Annotated in this window: 16 protein-coding genes; 3 read left to right on the forward strand and 13 right to left on the reverse strand. The window is 70.1% G+C overall.

The features are described 5' to 3' along the window. Positions 1 to 70: 70 nt before the first annotated feature. The 13 genes from DTA22_RS34940 to DTA22_RS35000 form a co-directional block, all read right to left on the reverse strand. Positions 71 to 1,144, reverse strand: coding sequence for an ABC transporter ATP-binding protein (locus DTA22_RS34940; RefSeq protein WP_112302444.1), 1,074 nt, complete (start codon positions 1,142 to 1,144; stop codon positions 71 to 73). A 100-nt stretch (positions 1,145 to 1,244) separates the two neighbouring features. Next, complete coding sequence (locus DTA22_RS34945) at positions 1,245 to 2,000, reverse strand: inositol monophosphatase family protein (RefSeq protein WP_245973434.1); 756 nt, start codon at positions 1,998 to 2,000, stop codon at positions 1,245 to 1,247. A 75-nt stretch (positions 2,001 to 2,075) separates the two neighbouring features. After that, positions 2,076 to 3,806, reverse strand: coding sequence for a phosphonate ABC transporter, permease protein PhnE (gene phnE / locus DTA22_RS34950; protein WP_245973435.1), 1,731 nt, complete (start codon positions 3,804 to 3,806; stop codon positions 2,076 to 2,078). Between the two features lie 5 nt (positions 3,807 to 3,811). Further along, complete coding sequence (gene phnC, locus DTA22_RS34955) at positions 3,812 to 4,633, reverse strand: phosphonate ABC transporter ATP-binding protein (protein ID WP_174233911.1); 822 nt, start codon at positions 4,631 to 4,633, stop codon at positions 3,812 to 3,814. 41 nt (positions 4,634 to 4,674) lie between these two features. Further along, positions 4,675 to 5,619, reverse strand: a complete 945-nt coding sequence (locus DTA22_RS34960) for a phosphate/phosphite/phosphonate ABC transporter substrate-binding protein (protein WP_174233912.1) — start codon at positions 5,617 to 5,619, stop codon at positions 4,675 to 4,677. Positions 5,620 to 5,786: 167 nt separating this feature from the next. Beyond that, positions 5,787 to 7,022, reverse strand: coding sequence for an alpha-D-ribose 1-methylphosphonate 5-triphosphate diphosphatase (locus DTA22_RS34965; protein WP_112302447.1), 1,236 nt, complete (start codon positions 7,020 to 7,022; stop codon positions 5,787 to 5,789). After that, positions 7,019 to 7,756, reverse strand: coding sequence for an ATP-binding cassette domain-containing protein (locus DTA22_RS34970; protein ID WP_112302448.1), 738 nt, complete (start codon positions 7,754 to 7,756; stop codon positions 7,019 to 7,021). Before DTA22_RS34970 ends, DTA22_RS34965 begins: the two co-directional genes overlap by 4 nt. Positions 7,757 to 7,785: 29 nt before the next feature. After that, entirely contained in the window at positions 7,786 to 9,636 is a 1,851-nt protein-coding gene (locus DTA22_RS34975) for an alpha-D-ribose 1-methylphosphonate 5-phosphate C-P-lyase PhnJ (protein ID WP_112302449.1), read from the reverse strand. Beyond that, a complete protein-coding gene (locus tag DTA22_RS34980; RefSeq protein WP_037230135.1) occupies positions 9,636 to 10,748 on the reverse strand; it encodes a carbon-phosphorus lyase complex subunit PhnI in 1,113 nt (370 codons plus the stop codon). Before DTA22_RS34980 ends, DTA22_RS34975 begins: the two co-directional genes overlap by 1 nt. A 1-nt stretch (position 10,749) precedes the next feature. Beyond that, complete coding sequence (gene phnH, locus DTA22_RS34985) at positions 10,750 to 11,343, reverse strand: phosphonate C-P lyase system protein PhnH (protein WP_160118545.1); 594 nt, start codon at positions 11,341 to 11,343, stop codon at positions 10,750 to 10,752. A gap of 2 nt (positions 11,344 to 11,345) precedes the next feature. Next, on the reverse strand, positions 11,346 to 11,783 hold the full coding sequence (locus DTA22_RS34990) for a phosphonate C-P lyase system protein PhnG (protein ID WP_112302451.1): 438 nt from the start codon (positions 11,781 to 11,783) through the stop codon (positions 11,346 to 11,348). Next, positions 11,780 to 12,553 (reverse strand): GntR family transcriptional regulator, encoded by a 774-nt coding sequence (locus DTA22_RS34995; protein WP_235214583.1) that lies wholly within the window; start codon positions 12,551 to 12,553, stop codon positions 11,780 to 11,782. Before DTA22_RS34995 ends, DTA22_RS34990 begins: the two co-directional genes overlap by 4 nt. A gap of 123 nt (positions 12,554 to 12,676) precedes the next feature. Beyond that, the gene (locus tag DTA22_RS35000; RefSeq protein WP_112302453.1) at positions 12,677 to 13,606 is read right to left on the reverse strand and encodes a sucrase ferredoxin; all 930 of its coding nucleotides are present in this window, start codon (positions 13,604 to 13,606) and stop codon (positions 12,677 to 12,679) included. Positions 13,607 to 13,668: 62 nt separating this feature from the next. Here DTA22_RS35000 and DTA22_RS35005 point away from each other — a divergent pair, with 62 nt between their 5' ends. The 3 genes from DTA22_RS35005 (at position 13,669) to DTA22_RS35015 (ending at position 16,050) form a co-directional block, all read left to right on the forward strand. Beyond that, positions 13,669 to 14,637, forward strand: a complete 969-nt coding sequence (locus DTA22_RS35005) for an ABC transporter substrate-binding protein (protein ID WP_112302454.1) — start codon at positions 13,669 to 13,671, stop codon at positions 14,635 to 14,637. A 73-nt stretch (positions 14,638 to 14,710) separates the two neighbouring features. After that, complete coding sequence (locus DTA22_RS35010) at positions 14,711 to 15,529, forward strand: DUF2786 domain-containing protein (protein WP_112302455.1); 819 nt, start codon at positions 14,711 to 14,713, stop codon at positions 15,527 to 15,529. Then, the gene (locus DTA22_RS35015; RefSeq protein ID WP_037230149.1) at positions 15,526 to 16,050 is read left to right on the forward strand and encodes a TIGR04338 family metallohydrolase; all 525 of its coding nucleotides are present in this window, start codon (positions 15,526 to 15,528) and stop codon (positions 16,048 to 16,050) included. Before DTA22_RS35010 ends, DTA22_RS35015 begins: the two co-directional genes overlap by 4 nt. The last annotated feature ends 2 nt before the right edge of the window (positions 16,051 to 16,052 follow it).

The raw sequence follows: 16,052 nt of genomic DNA on the forward strand, positions 1-16,052 counted from the left end.
TGGAACACCGCAGAAGTCCGGCATTACCCCCGACCTGAATCGGTCAGGAACCGCCCCGGCCGCCGCCGGGTCAGCTCAGCCGGTAGCCCTCGGACGCCGAGAACAGGTGCACCTGGGACGGGTCGACGTGCAGTTTCACCAGGTCACCCTTGCGGGGCGGGTTCCGCCAGTCGGCGCGGGCCACCAACTGCTGTGTCTCCCCGTTGACGGTGCTGCGGCCGTAGATGTAGGCGTCGGATCCGAGTTCCTCCACCACCGCGACCTCCATCGGGATGCCGGTCGTCGACAGTTCCAGGTGTTCGGGGCGGATCCCGACGACGACCTGACGCTCGTCGCTGTCCGCGCGCAGCTGCCGGGGCAGCGGAATGGTCGCGTCGCCGAGGACGACACCGTCGGCGGTGATCGGCAGCGTGAAGAGGTTCATCGACGGCGACCCCATGAAGCCGGCGACGAACACGTTGGCGGGCCTGTTGTAGAGGTCGCGCGGCGACGCGCACTGCTGCAGCACCCCGTCCTTCAGCACCGCCACCCGGTCGCCCATGGTCATGGCCTCGACCTGGTCGTGTGTCACGTACACCATCGTCGTCTCGAGGCGGCGCTGCAGCTGCGCGATCTGGGTGCGCGTCTGCACGCGGAGCTTGGCGTCGAGGTTGGACAGCGGCTCGTCCATCAGGAACACCTGCGGCTGCCGGACGATGGCACGACCCATCGCGACGCGCTGCCGCTGACCGCCGGACAGCGCCTTCGGCTTGCGGTCCAGATACGGCTCGAGGTCGAGGAGTTTCGCCGTCTCCTCGACGCGCGTGCGGATGTCGTCCTTCGCGGCGCCGGCGAGCTTGAGCGCGAACCCCATGTTCTCGGCCACCGACATGTGCGGGTACAGCGCATAGTTCTGGAACACCATCGCGATGTCGCGTTCCTTGGGTTCCTGGGTGGTGACGTCGCGGTCACCGATGAGGATCCGGCCGCTGTGGACGTCCTCCAGCCCGGCCAGCATCCGCAGCGACGTCGACTTGCCGCAGCCGGACGGGCCGACGAGGACCAGGAACTCACCGTCCTCGATCTTCAGGTCGAGCGTGTCGACGGCCGGTTTGTCCGAGCCGGGGAACAGGCAGGTGGCACCGTCATAGGTCACTGTGGCCATGAACGTCGAAGTCCCTTCTACCCGGCGCCGCGCACAGGTGCGAAGAATCTACCCCGTGCGCCTTTCGGTAGCCCCCGCTACCAGAAAGGCGCACTGGCGGCTACGGCGCCTCGGCGATGAGGGTTCGAAGCTCCTCTCCGAGTTCGGGGGTCGCCGCGACGATGCCGCTCCAGCGGCGGGTGAGGTCGGTGTCGAACTCGACGGGCCGGCCGAAGGCGTCCAGTACCACGCCACCGGACGCGCCGACGAGGACGACTGCCGCGGCGATGTCCATGAGCCGGTGGGTGTCGCTGCCGGCGTCGACGAACGCGTCGACGGCTCCCGTGGCGACCAGGACGGCGTCGAGGGTGCTGCAGCTGAGGATCCGGATGCGGGTCGCCGTCTGCGCGACGCGGGTCCACGCGTCCCAGTTGCGCTGATGCGGGCGCAGCATCGACACGGCGGCGTCGGCGACCGTGCGGCAGCCGCTGGTGGTGTACGGCGACAACTCCCGTGACGCCCACCAACGTTCATCCGTATGTAACCACGTGGTCATCGCCTCGGTGAATTCGCCGTCTATCGCGACGGCGGCACTGAAGCAGGCCAGCGGCACACCGGCGGCGGCGTTCGCCGAGCCGTCGACGGGATCGACCACCAGGGTGACGGCCGAGCCGACGTCGACCCAGCCCCGCTCCTCGGACAGCACGTTGACCCCGGCTGCGGTGGCAGCGTCGATGATGGCGTCCTCGACGATCACGTCGACGAACATGGTCGGGGTGCCGTCCGCGCCCTGCATCGCGATCGACTTCAGCTTCTCCCGCGGGTAGGTGGCGACGGCCCTCCGGTAGGCGTCCGTCGCAGCGTCGGCGGCCGCCATGAGTCCTGAATTTGCTTCGGTCCGAATCGTATTGGTCGGGTTCATCAACAGGTTCCTCCACAGGTTGGGGATGAATCAGGACATCGCCCGGCGCATCCACATCGCGATGCCCTCGACGGCCATCACGACGGCGAAGATCATGAGCACGATGGTGGTGACGACATCGAACTGCAGGACCCGGGCGGCGTTCATCAAGTAGAACCCGATGCCGCCCGCCCCGACGACGCCGAGGAGCGTTGCGGCGCGGATGTTCACGTCGAGTTGGTAGAACAGGTGCGCGACGAGAGCGGGCGCCGACTGCCGGAGTGTCGCGGCGGTGAACACCTGGGAACGGCTGGCGCCACCGGCCGACACCGCCTGCTGCACGGACACATCCGTTTCCTCGAGGGAGTCGGCGATCAGCTTGCCGAGCAACCCGACCGCCCCGACGGACAGGGCGAGCGCGCCCGCGGTGGCACCGAGCCCGGTGACGACGATGAAGATGATCGCGAAGATCAGGTCGGGGATGCCGCGGACCACCACGATGACGATGCGGAAGAACTTCGCGACACCCGGGGTGGGAGCTACGTTGCGGGCGGCCAGGATTCCGATCGGCACGGCCAGGAGCAGACCCAGAAGCGTTGCCGCGAGTGCGATCTGCACCGTGACGAGCAGCTGCACGAGCAGTTCGTCCCAGATTCCGCCGGTGCCGGGTGGGAAGAACAGGTCGAGCGTGCGGGGCAGGGACGTGATTCCCTCGGCCAACCGTGACAGGTCGATGTCGGAGCCCCACGTGGCGGCGGCCAGCGCCAGGACGGTCGCGCCGAGATAGAGGGTGCGCCTGATCCGCTCGCCCGTCCACGGTGGGCTGATCCGGTAGTCGCCACCGGGGGTGCGCAGGGCGACGGGGCCGTCGACCTTCGCCGCGGAACCGTTCTCCACCCAGCCGCCGCGGGCGGACAGCACCCGCTCACGCAGTCCGCGACGCTTCGGCGCCCGGTCACCGAGCAGGGAGCGCCGGACGGCGCCGGAGATCAGTTCGATCACGACGCACAGCGCGACGACGAACAGGGCCAGTGCCATTCCGCGCGGGTAGTTCATCGTCTTCATCGCCAGCGACAGTTCCATGCCGATGCCGCTCACCCCGACGTAGCCGAGGATCACGGACGCCCGCAGGTTGATGTCGAAGCGGTGCAGGGCGGTGGCGACGAACGCCGGGAGGGCCTGCGGGAAGACGCCGCCGACCACCTGCTGCCACCAGGTAGCCCCGGCGGCACGCAGGGCGTCGCGCGGTCCGGCGTCGGTGTCCTCGATGGCGTCGGCATACATCTTGCCGACCATGCCGACGGAGTGGATGCCGAGCGCGAGGATGCCCGCGACCGCGCCGAGCCCGAACAGTCGCAGGAACAGGATGGCGAGCACGATCTCGGGGATCGCCCGGGTGACGACGACGGTGGCACGGGCCGCCCAGCGGAGCGGGGTGCCGGGGGTGGTGTTCCGTGCCGCGGCGAGTGACACCAGCGCGCTGAGGATCACGCTCAGGGCGGTGGCACATGTGACGATGGCGAGGGTCTGCCCCGTCATGGTGAGGATCTCGCCGAGCGGCGGGAAGTCGAGGGGGAAGATGCGGGACACGAAATCGGCTGCGTTGCCGAGGCTGTCGGCGAACGTGGCGACGTTGATCTTCAGCGAGGCCACGGACCACAGCGAGGCGAGCAGCCATGCGGCGAGGACGACGGTGACACCGATCGAGGTGAGCGACGGCCGGGGCACGGTGCGCGCCTCGGGTTCTCGTTCCCTCGGGCGCGGGGGCAGGAGGACGGTCACTGCGGTCAGACGAGTTGCGGCGACGTCGGCGACGCGACGCTCGAGTAGATGGACATCGTTTCGTTCCGGTCGATGGCGGAGACGGGCTTGTCCAGTACCACCCGCCCGCCGCGCAGCCCGACCAGGCGGTGACCCCACGACAGCGCGAGCTCCACCTGGTGCAGGCTGCACAGCACGGTGAGGTCGTCCTCGGCGGCGATGCGGGAGATCAGCGCCATCACCTGGGCGGACGACTCGGGGTCGAGGGACGCGACCGGCTCGTCGGCGAGCAGGATGCGGGGACGCTGCACGAGCGCCCGCGCCACCGCGACCCGTTGCTGCTGCCCGCCGGACAGGGTGTCGGCGCGCTGGAACGGCCTGTCCGCCAATCCCACTCGGTCGAGTTGTTCCATCGCGGCGCGGCGCACCGACCTCGGGTAGCTGAACAGCCCGAACCGGGGGCCGCGCAGCGCGCCGAGGGCGCCGGTGCAGACGTTCTCGAGCACGGACATGCTGCCGACGAGGTGGAACTGCTGGAACACGAAGCCGACGTGCCGTCGCAGTGCACGGAGTTCACGTCCCCGCGCGTCCCCGACGTCCGTGCCGAGCACCGTCACCGAACCCGTGCTGGGCAGGTGCAGCCCGTCCAGCAGACGCAGCAGTGTCGACTTGCCCGACCCCGACAGCCCGAGCAGCGCGACGACCTCACCGGGATACACCTGCAGCGACACGTCGTCGAGCGCCCGGATCTGGGGGCCGAAGTCCTTCGTGACCCGGTCGAGGGTGATGGTCGGTGTCAGGATGCGGTCGATCGACGCGCCGAGCGCGGAGTGATCGGGGTCGGACATGGGGTCTCCCTACTGTGTCGGGTTCGGTTGCGGCCGGACGGTCAGCCCTGGCACGCCGCGGCCTTCGTGATGTCGCAGACCTTGCGGACGCCGTCGTAGAAGGCGTCGTCGACGGCGACGTAGCCGTACTCGACCCCTTCCGGCAGCGCGCATCCGCTCTCGTCGGTGCAGAATCCCGCCTCGACGAGGGCGGGCCGGTTCAGCTTGGTGCGGAAGATGTCGGTGAGCTTGCCCTGGAGTTCGGGGGACAACTCGGTGCTGATCGCGATGGGGCTGGCGGCGATGGTCTCCGACTTCCACAGCACGTCGACGTCACCCGGCTTGATCTGCCCCTTCTCGAGGAGAACCTTGTCGACGATGGTGTCGTACGCGAAACCGGCGTCGCACTGGCCGCTGACGACGGCGAGAACCGAGGCGTCGTGCCCGCCGGCGAAGACCGGGGTGACGTCCTTCTGCGGGTCGATCCCGGCCTCGAGGAGTCCCGCCGACGGGTACAGGTACCCGGACGTGGAGGAGGGATCGACGAAGCACACCGTCTTGCCGCGGAAGTCGGCGAGGCTCTTGATGTTCGACCCTGCCTTCGTGATGGCGTACGACTTGTAGCCCGGCTCGGCGTCGGCCGCGTCCACGGGCACCGCGATCGGTGTGGTGGCGACACCCGCGTCCTTCGCGGTGACGTAGGAGAACGGACCGTAACCGGCGATCTGCACCTTGCCGGCCCGCTGTCCCTCGATGACGGCGGCGTAGTCGGTCGCGTTCTGGAATTCGACCGGGATGCCGGTCTCCTTCTCGATCACGTCACCGACCAGCTTGTACTGCTGCTGCAGGCTCTCGGAATCCTCCGACGGGATGGACGCCAGCACGAGCGTCTCCGGGTCGCCGGACCCCGAACTGTCGGCGGCGCTGGATCCGCACGCGGACAGGGCGAGGACGGCGGCAGCGCCCACCGCGGCAGCGGCGAACGATCGGCGCATGAAGCTACCCATGAAAGTTGTCTCCTTCGGGTGCCCTGAGTCGGGCGTGGCAGGCGCGCATCGAGATCCTGCGCGTTCGGGTCAAGGTTCGTCGCCCACGGTGACCGCAGTGGCAACCCCGGGTGAACCCCCGAGAAACTGCGATGGGCGAGACCAGCGGGTTGTCGTTGCGGGCACGCCTACTGCGCCCGCAGCACGGACCGGACCACCGGGCACCGGTGTTCGAGACCGACGAGCACCAGGTCGGCGCGCTGCCCGGGTTCCAGCGCCCCGCGGTCGGAGAGCCCGACCGCCGTGGCGGGACCGCTGGTGATCAGCGACACCGCGGAGTGCAGCGGCATCGTGTCGTCGGCGGCGAGCGTGAACGCGGCGCCGAGCAGCGACGACGGCAGATAATCCGACGCGAGCGCGGTCACCAGCCCCAGCCGGGCCAGCTCCACCGCCGACACGTTGCCGGAGTGCGAGCCGCCGCGCAGGACGTTCGGTCCGCCCATCACCACGGACATGCCGCGGTCGCGGGCCTCCCGGGCCGCCTCCTCCGTCGTCGGGAATTCGGCGACGTTGCCGCCGCGGCGCGCCAGATCGGCGATCTCGACGGCGGATTCGGGGTCGTGCCCGAAGATCCGGGCCGATCCCGTCGCGCCGCGTCCGGCGAGCCACTCCATCGCCTCCTCACGCACCGCGACGTTGTTCTCCCGTTCCCGCACCACCTCGTCCACCCGCAGTCGCGCCTCCTCCATGGAGATGCCACGGATCCCGGCCATGTACTGCTCGTAGAACGTGCGGTCGGCGTACTGCCCGATGCCCGGGGTGTGGTCCTCGTGCGAGATCACGGCGGGCAGATCGGGACCCACCTGTCCGGTCGCGACCAGGTGGTCGAAGTGGCGGCGCAGCGCGTCCAGACCGGCGGCCGACCGGACGTCGAGCCGGTGCAGCACCCGGTGGTCGACCAGCCTGCCGTCGGTATCGCGTTCGTTCCACGCGGCGATCGCCTCGCACATTTCCATCGCCGCGTGCACGCTGCGCTGGTTCTTGGCCGCCTCCCGGTCGGAGAACGACGCCCCGTGGAACACGGTGGTCACCCCGGCCGCCCGCAGCTTCCCCTCGAACGACATCATCGAGAACATCCACGGCAGTTCCGCTCCCGGCCGCGGGAGGCGTTCCCGTTCGAGACCGTCCGAGTGGACGTCGACGAGGCCGGGAAGGCAGAACAGGCCGCCGCCGTCGACGTCGATCCGGGTGCCGGGTGCGGGTTCGCCGACCTCCACGATGCGGCCGTCGCGCACGACGATCCGGGCGTCGTCGAGGATGCCGCCGGGCAGCACGGCGCGCACGTGCCCGAGCACGTAGTCGCGTGGGGACTGCTGCAGCGACCAGGCGGTGGGCTGCTCGAGGGTCTGTGCCGTCTCGCTCATGCCACCGCTCCCAGCACGTCGAGCGCACTGCCCTGTTGCGCGATCCGGCCCTCGCTGAACCGGATCACCCGCGACGCCAGTCTGCGCATCGCGTCGAGGTCGTGGAAGACGGCGAGCACGGCCACCCCCTGCGCGGACAGCGACGCGATCAGCTCGAGCGCCCGTTCGCGGTTGGCCGGGTCGAGCGCGGACACCGGCTCGTCGAGCAGCAGCAGTCGCGGCGGATTGACCGTTCCCGCCGCGATGTTCACGCGCTGGCGTTCACCACCGGACAGGACGCTGCAGTCCACGTCCCACAGCGCTTCGTCGAGGGCCAGCCGCCGCAGCGAGTCGGCGGCGGCGGCGCGGGCGTCGGACCTGCTCATCCCACGGCGGCGGCCCGCGGCAGCGACCACGTCCATCGGGCCGGTGCGCGGCGGCGCCGACAGGAACTGGGAGACGTACCCCAGTTCGCGCCCGCGCAGCCGGGCCATGTCGCGGTCCGGCAGGGACGTCAGCTCGACCGGGCCGTCGTCGGTGCGCAGGGTGACGGTGCCGCCGTCGGGCAGGTAGCTGCGGTGCACGCAGCGCAGCAGACTGGACTTGCCGGCGCCGCTGGGTCCGGCGAGGGCGACGTGCTCACCTTCCGCGACGTCGAGGTCGACGCCGTGCAGCGACGTCACCATGCGTCCGTCGATGGTGTGCAGTGTGAACGTCTTCCGCAGTGCGCGGACCGACAGTATCGGCGAATTCATGGTCGGTTACCTCGTTCCTCTGGTCGGTTTCACCGACGGGCGGCCGCGACGAGCCGCTGCGTGTAGGGGTGGTGCGGGTCTTGGAACAACTGGTCGGTGAGGCCGGACTCGACGACGCGGCCGACGTTCATCACGAGGCAGCGGTCGGTGAGGGCCTCGATGACGGCGAAGTCGTGGCTGACGACCACGGCGGCGGTGTCCCGCTCGGCGAGGAGCTTGCGGAGCAGGTCCAGCACACCCGCGGCGACGGACGCGTCGAGTCCGGTGGTGGGCTCGTCCAGCAGCAGCACCCGCGGGTCGGTGGCGAGAGCCTTCGCGATCTGCACCCGCTGCCGCATGCCGCCGGAGAACGTGTGGACGGGGTCGTCCATCCGCTCGAGCGGTACCTCCACCTTCTCCAGCAGGTATGCGGCGCGGTCGCGGATCTCGTGATAGTTCCGCCAGCCCGCCGCGGTGAGCCGCTCGGCGATGTTGCCGCCGGCGGACACCTTCATGGTCAGACCGTCCGCCGGGTTCTGGTGCACGAGACCGACGGTGTCGACCCGCAGCGCCCGGCGCTCGGCCGCGTCGAGTCCGAACACGTCGGTGTCGCCGCCGCCGACGGTGGTGAGGAACATCGAACCGGCCGTGGCCTTTTCCTCGCCGACGAGGCAGCGCAACACGGTCGACTTGCCCGATCCCGACTCACCGATCAGACCGAGAGCCTCCCCGGGTGCGACGTCGAAGCTGACGTCCCAGGCGGCGACGACCGCGCCGGTGCGGGGGCTGATCGCGGTTCCGGTGTCGGGGCCGGTTCCGGGCACCGCGTCGGCGCCGCCCGGTCCGTGGACCTTGCCGACACCGCGAACCGCGAGCGTCCAGCCGTCGGTGTGGGCCGGGACCGGCCGGGCCTCCAGTTCCGCCGGATCACGACGGGTCGCGGCCGCCGCCGCCCCCACCCGGCGTGACGGGTCGGGCAGGAACCGCAGCGGCGACCGGTCCGCGTGGCTTCCGGTGTCGACGTCACCGTCGAGTGTCCTTGTGCACCATTCGATGTCGCTGCAGGCCGTGCGACCGCCGGGCGCCTCCACCAGGAACGTGTCGGACGAACCGCAGCGCGCACACCGCTGCGTGCTGTCGCCCTCGACCTCGAACGGGACGTCGTCGAACGTGAGCGGCTCGACCCGCGTGTACGGGGGGACCGCGAAGATGCGCTTCTCGCGGCCGGCGCCGAACAGCGTCAGGCTCGCGGCGTTGTTCAGGCGTGGCACGTCCCAGCGGGGGATCGGGGTGGTGACCATGACGTAGCGGCCGTTCACCAGCACCGGGTAGCCGGTGGTCTTGGTGATCACACCGTTGCGGACGAGGTCCTCGTACAGGCTGACCCAGATCATCGAATAGTCGGCCTCGGCGTGCATCCGGGCGCACTCGCTCACCGACTTCTGCACGCCCCGCAGCGGCTCCGCGACCGGAACCTGCAGCACCAGAATCTGTTCGTCGATCAGCGGCTCCTCCGGGATGCGGTGCCGGCTCTGGACGACGCTGCAGTCGCGGGTGTCCTGCGTCTGCGCGCAGTGCTCGCTGTCGACGATGAGGCGACGCAGGTTGGTGGCGTTGACGCCGTCGTCGTCGCCCTGGTCGATGACCTTGACGGTGTCGTCGCCGCCGAGCAGACCGAGCGTGATCTGCAGTCCGCCGGAACCCCAGCCGCGGGCCACCGGCATCTCGCGGGACCCGAACGGCACCTGGTATCCGGGCACGCAGACGGCGGCGAGGGTGGCGCGGCGGATCTCCCGCTTGGAACCTTCGTCGAGGATTCCGCGGGGGAAGGACTCGGCGTCGAGCGCCGCGAGAACGCCGGCGGTGGTGGGTGTTTCGGTGACGGTATCGGTGACGGTCATCAGCAGGTCCTTCCGATCGGTTCGGCGGTGCGCTCGGCCACCGACTCCACACCGCGCACGGCGCGCTTGCGGTCGATCATCGAGCGGAACGTGACGTAGTGCGGCAGCTTGAGGTGCTCGAGGAACCCGCACGAGTCGAGGCCGTCGGTGGTGAGCAGCAGCACCTGTTCGAGACCGTCCGCGTCACCGAACCGCCGGCAGGCGATGTCGAGGTTCGCCATCGCGATGGCCTTGCGTTCGTTGTGCCCGAAGCACAGTCCGTAGCCGACGTCGAATCGGCTGCGGTCCTCGTCCGGGCCGTCGAGGTCCTCGATGGCCTCGCACTCCGAGGCACGGATGTGCCCGAGCAGTACCGGTTTTCCGGTGTGCGGGTGCACGACCCTCAGCGGGAGCCGGCCGTGTCGCACCTCGCCGAGCGTCACCTCGTGGATGTTGCCCTCGGTGCCGCGGATCGAGCGGTACCAGGTGCCGATCAGCGAACCGGTCTCGGCGCGGGCCATGCTCGCGAGGATCGCCGAGCGCGGGGCGGGCGGTCGTGCGGGGTGCCGCGAGATGTCGAACGGTGCCGCCGTCGGCGCGGCGTCGGCGGGCCGGTTGTCGACCAGCAGGTCCATCTCGCGGAGCATGTCGGAGAACCGCCGCGGATGGCGCTGGTCCTCCCCGCGTTCGGTTTCCGCGGGCAGGCTCTCCGGGACGATCACGGGTCCCGGCTGCGCGTCACGGTCCAGCATCCGGCCGGTGTAGTCGCTGGTGCGGCCGAGCAACTGGGGGCCGTCGGGTGTGCGGTGTGCGGGGACGATGCGCCGCAGCACCACCATCTCGTCGGGATCGATCGGCTCACTCACGGCCAGCCGCGGCAACGTCGACTGGTGGGCCCGCACCAGGTGGGTGGCCTCGATGACATCGCCCTCCGCCTGCCGCAACGCGTCGGCGGCGGTGTCCTCGTCGTACAGGCCGCCCTCGCCCATCACCCGGTCGACGGCCAATCGCATGCGGCCGGTGATCTGTTCCGTCGTCAGCCACGGCGCGGGGTCGGTGTTCCGGGCGCCGCGCACCAGCGACTCGGCGGCGAGGATGGCGTCCAGGCCGCCGCGTGCTCCCGAATATCCCATGTCAGTTGTCCTTTCCGGTGGTCACCACGGTGGTGCGCGGGATCCCGACAAGGGATCCGTCCGGCCCGGCCAGCAGCAGGTCGACACCGGACGGGAACTCCGCGACCAGGTGCCGTCGGACCTCCCACAGCGCGGGGTCGAATCCGGCCGGCGCGAAGGCGATCTCGGACTCGATTCCCGGCCCTGCGAGGCGGACGGGGATGCCGTCGTCGACGGCGTCGACCGCGCAGACGACAGTCGCCGCCGACTCCGGGCTCAATGCCGTACCGGTTGTGACCGAACCGAATTCGGTCGCCGTCGGCGGGCGAAGCGCGGTGACATACTTTGCCGTCTCCAGAGGGGTGGCGGGTGCGCCGGTGGCGACGGCGAGCACGGACGTCCAGTCCTGCTGCCCCGGCTCGAGGACGTGCGTGCCGGTCTCCAGGTCCGCCAGCGCGAGCGCGGGCAACAGGGCAGCGGGAAAGTCGCTGCGGGGCAACGTCTGGACGGTTCCCGGTCGCGCGAACGCCTCCAGGACCGCCCGGTAGACGCGCTGCGCCTGGTCGGGGTTCAGTCCGGCGCCGAGCGCCGAACCGATCACGATGGTGTCGCTCATCTCTACGTCAGCTCCTCGAATTGGACGATCGTGGGGGCCAGCTGCGCCCATTCGTCGCGGTCGGCGAGCCGGCGGTCGTCCTCGACGCGGGCGCACAGCTCGTGGACACGGTCGGCGTGCGGGCGGCCCGCCTGGACCTCGGCGTCGCAGATCGCGGCGGCGAGGGTGGCGGCCCGGTCGTCGCCCATACGCATGGCCCAGCCCCGCACTCCGGCGAGACTCACCTCGGCACGGCAGGCGAGGATGTCGCCGAGGAAGAAGTGGTCGTACGCTATGGGTTCGCGCACCTGCGCCGCGACGGAACCGATCTCCGGCGCGGTGAGGACCGCGAGTTCGGCGCCGTCGGACAGGCAGGCGTCGGCGAGCTCGACGAGATCGCCCGCCGATGCCGCGGCCAGCAGCTCGGCGACGCGTTCGCGACTGTAGACGTGGGAAATCATGGGGTCGAGACCTCTTTCGTGTCGTTCTCGATGTCGGTGGTGAGTGGCCGGGGTTCGTCCGGAGAGCCGATCTCCATGACGACGCGGACGGCGTCGCCGCGCATCCACGCCTTGCTGTAGGTGAGGGGTGTGCCGGTGTCGGCGTCGCGATTGACGCTCTCCACCACCCACACCGGGACCGCGGACACGAGCTGCAGCTTCTCCTGCACGTCGGCCGGCGGAATGTCCGAGGCCGTGCGGCACCAGGACCGGACCGAACGGACATGGCCCATCTGACGGAGCACCTCGTCGAGGGATTCCTCCACCCGCATGCCCTCGGCGAGGTCGGGGACGGCGTCGTGGGAGATCCACTCGAATCCGAGACCCGCGACGACGTCGTTGATGTAGCTGAGCCGGACCATGTGGTGCGCCGGGGTGCCGTGCGGCACCTCCAGCCGGTCGGCGCAGTCGGCAGGCAGCGGTGCGAGCGACCGTTCGAGGATCACCGACCGCGGTACGGCCCCGGCCTCCCGGACGGTGATGTGCCACGACGGCCGGCGGTCGCGGGAGATGACGTAGTCGATCCGTTCGGCGACGAACGTGCCCGCACCCTGAACGCGCCGCACCCGCAGTCGCCGCTCCAGCTCCTGCACCGCACCCCGCGCCGCCGCCCGGCCCACCCCGAACCGCTTCATCAGCTCGTGTTCGCTGTCGAGTTTGGTGCCGGGCGCCAGCCGCTCGATCTCGCACTCCAGTTGGTCCGCGATGGCGCGGTACCGATGCTCCGTCATGGCGACCACTGTCACGGGCCGAGTTGTACGGACAACTGCCCTGCAGGTAACCGGGAAGGAAACGCCGCTGAACGTGTGGGCAAGTTGTCAGGCGCTTCGCACCCGTGCGCTTTTTTGGTTGCCCTAGCTACCAGAACGGCGCACGGGTGGCGGAGCCGCCTCGAACCGGTCCGGGCTGTCCACGACACCCGCGCTGCAGGCGGTCAGGCGGGGTTCGGCGCGGGTCGTGCGCACCCGGACCACGTCGGTGCCGTCCGGGTGCCGGACCAGGACGTCGGTGTCACCGTCCGGTCGCGGGACCGCCGACAGCGGGATCACGTCGTCGAGTCCGAGCAGTGACCGCTCGGCCCGGACGGTGTGCTCGGCGAACTGCAGCACCGGGTCGTCGGTGCACCGACCGCGGTAGTGCTCGAGCACCACCCGTCCGCGATCGTGTTCGGCGACAATGTGTTCCGCAGCCTCCGCGGTGACCCGGCCGTAGTAGATGCCCGACGGTAGACACACCACGGTCGCGGCGAACCGGTCGCCGCCGACGTGCGTCGACTCCCAGACCCGTCCGCCGCGGTGGCCGAGGCCGGTGACTACGGGGCGTCCGAATGACGCGCAGCAGGCGTCCTTCTTGCCGTGGGTGCAGACGAGGAACAGAGATTCGGCGGGGTCGAGACGTTCTCCAGCTCCGGGGGGCAGGTCCAGGTCGAGTTCGAGCAACTCCCGGTCCTCACGCACCAGCAGTCGCTCCGCCCAGCCGTCGGCGCGGCCCGGTCGCACGAGGTAGACGTCACGTCCGGCGGCGAGGTCGCGGCGCTGCCGGGTGCGGATCAGCACCGGACGCACCCCGGCGTCGGCGCACCGGGCGGCGAGCGCGTCGCCGAGGACCGGGTCGAGGCGGCTCTGCCGGAGCCGGTCGCGGCCCCACGGTCCGGGTTGCTCGATCAGCAGCCAGCCGCGCACCCGCGGCGCGGTGCCCCACAACGGCTCCTGGAGCGATTGGGAGAGCGCCGCGCACGCCGGTGGCGTCCACCCCTCGGGCGACGTCGTCGTCTGCACGCTCACGCACCAGACTGTATAAGGTTAGGTTCGCCTATCTTCTACCCCCTTCGAGATCGAGGTCCAGGATGCGTTCAGCCACGTGCTCCCCGAATGTCACCGACGTCCAATGGCAAGAGATCGTCGATGCCCTGACACGACGAGAATTCGGCGCCGGGCTGGGAGCAGCCGCGCTGGCCGCGCTCACCGCCGCATGCGCGCGACCCGACGCCGCAACTGGCAGCGACAGCGGCGCCCAGCGCACCGTCACCCACGCCATGGGGACGACGACGGTGAGCAATCGGCCCAGTCGCATCGTCGCCCTCGACAGCCTCCCCATCGACACCGTCGTCACACTCGGAAAGACACCGGTCGGCGCAGCTCAGGCGGGTTCCGCCGACGCGCTGCCCGCATACCTCGGCGGCGGACTGGACAGCACCACCGTCGTCGGGTCGATCGCCGAACCGAACCTCGAGGCGATCGCCGCGCTACAGCCCGACCTCATCCTCAGCAGCAAGCAGCGGCACGGCGACCTGTACGACGCGCTGTCGGCAATCGCGCCCACCGTGTTCTCCATGTCGCCTGCGGTCGACTGGCAGGGGACGCTGCGGCTGTTCGCCGAGGCTATGGGGGAGACGGAAGCAGCCGAACAGAAGCTGTCGGCGTTCCACACCCGCGCCGCCGCGTTGAGCGAAACCAACCGGGGCCGCACCGCGCACGTCATCCGCGTGATGGACGACGGCCTGCGCCTCCACGGACCCGGCACGTTCTCCGGTTCCGTGCTGACTGCGGCCGGCTACACCATCACCGGACAGCCGTGGGACGCGAAGAACGACATGTCCGAGATCTCGCTCGAGAATGTCGCCCTGATCGACTCCGACATCGCGTTCGTCGCCAACACGTCCGCACCGGGGGAACTGGGGATCGACCCCGTACTCGTCGGGCAGATGGGGCCGTCACGACGCGACGGCGTCCGCCAGACCGACTACCGGGTGTGGATCACCGGCATCGGCCTCACCGGCGCTAACCTGATCCTCGACGACCTCGAGCGGCTGTAGGCGGCTCCGCCGCCCGTGCGCGGTTAAGGAGTGTCAGGACTCGTCAACCACGCACGGGGGCTAGCCTGCCTGGGTGAGTTCCGACAAGATGCTGACCCGCATCGGTGGGCTCCTCCGGCAGGCGGAATCCACCGACAACCCGCACGAGGGCGAGGCCTTCATGGCCGCCGCGCAGCGGCTCGCCACCGCCTCCTCGATCGACCTCGCGGTGGCGCGCGCACACGCCGCGGGCAGGGAGAAGCGGGCCACCCCCACGCAGCGCCTGATCACGATCGGTGAACCGGGCAAGAAGGGTCTGCGGACGTACGCGCAACTGTTTCTTGTGATCGCCGCCGCCAACGACGTCCAGTGCGACATCGCCCAGACGTCGGCCGTCATCTACGCGTACGGATTCGCCGGCGACATCGACGTCTGCGAGGCCCTGTACGCGAGCCTGCTGATCCAGATGGTCCGGGCGTCCGACGGCTACATCAAGTCGGGTGAGTACCGCAGCGAGACGACGCTGCGGACGCAGGTCGAGAAGCGCGGGCGCCGCCGGGTCGCGACACGGGTGCGACGGCCCGTCGCCGGTGTCACCGCCCGCTTGAACTTCCAGCTCGCCTACGCCGCGCGGATCGGGCAGCGCCTCGCCGACGCCAAGAAGGAGGCCGAGGATCAGGCGGTGTCCGTGCCGGAGTCGTCGGCGGAGACGGCGCTGGTCCTGCGCGACAAGCAACTCGAGTTGAAGGACTACTACTCGGAGAACTCGCAGGCCCGCGGCACGTGGCGGGGAGGGCGCGCGTCCGCCGGACATTCGTCGAGTGCCCGCCGGGCCGGCGACCGCGCCGCCCGGACCGCACGACTGAGCAACTCACCCGAACTGTCGACCGCCCGCAAGCAGATCCCGTCGTGAAGCGGCCCCGCGACACTCAGCGGACCGCCGTGTACGACGCGGAAGCCCTGGTGCGCACCATGTTCGACCGCGCCGACGAGCGTGGACTGCGCGTCGTCGACGTTCTGGGATCGCAGGTGACGCTGCCGGTGGAACGCAAGTTCGCGTCGATCGATTCGGTGCAGGACTACGTGGACCGGGTGCTCGCCCTGAATTGGGTGCGGTCGACGTGGACGCGGGCAGCCACCCCGATTCACGTCCGCGCGCGGTCGGGCAACAAGGCCGCGCACTACGAAAGCGATTGCGCGACAATCGCGGTACCCGAGCACAGGAACGGCAACGCTTGGGCCTTCCGCGAACTGGTGGTGCTCCACGAAGTCGCCCACCACCTCGATCCGTCCGACCCCGAGTACCCGACGGTCGCGCCGCACGGACCGGAGTACGTGGACCGCTACCTCACCCTGGTCGGGGAGATCATCGGCCCCGAGGCGGCATTCGTCCTGCGGACCATGCTCCTCGCGGGCGGGGTCCGGCTGAACTGACG

Origin of the sequence: Rhodococcus wratislaviensis, assembly GCF_900455735.1 — a bacterium.
In the GTDB taxonomy this organism is placed as follows: Bacteria; Actinomycetota; Actinomycetes; order Mycobacteriales; family Mycobacteriaceae; genus Rhodococcus_F; species Rhodococcus_F wratislaviensis.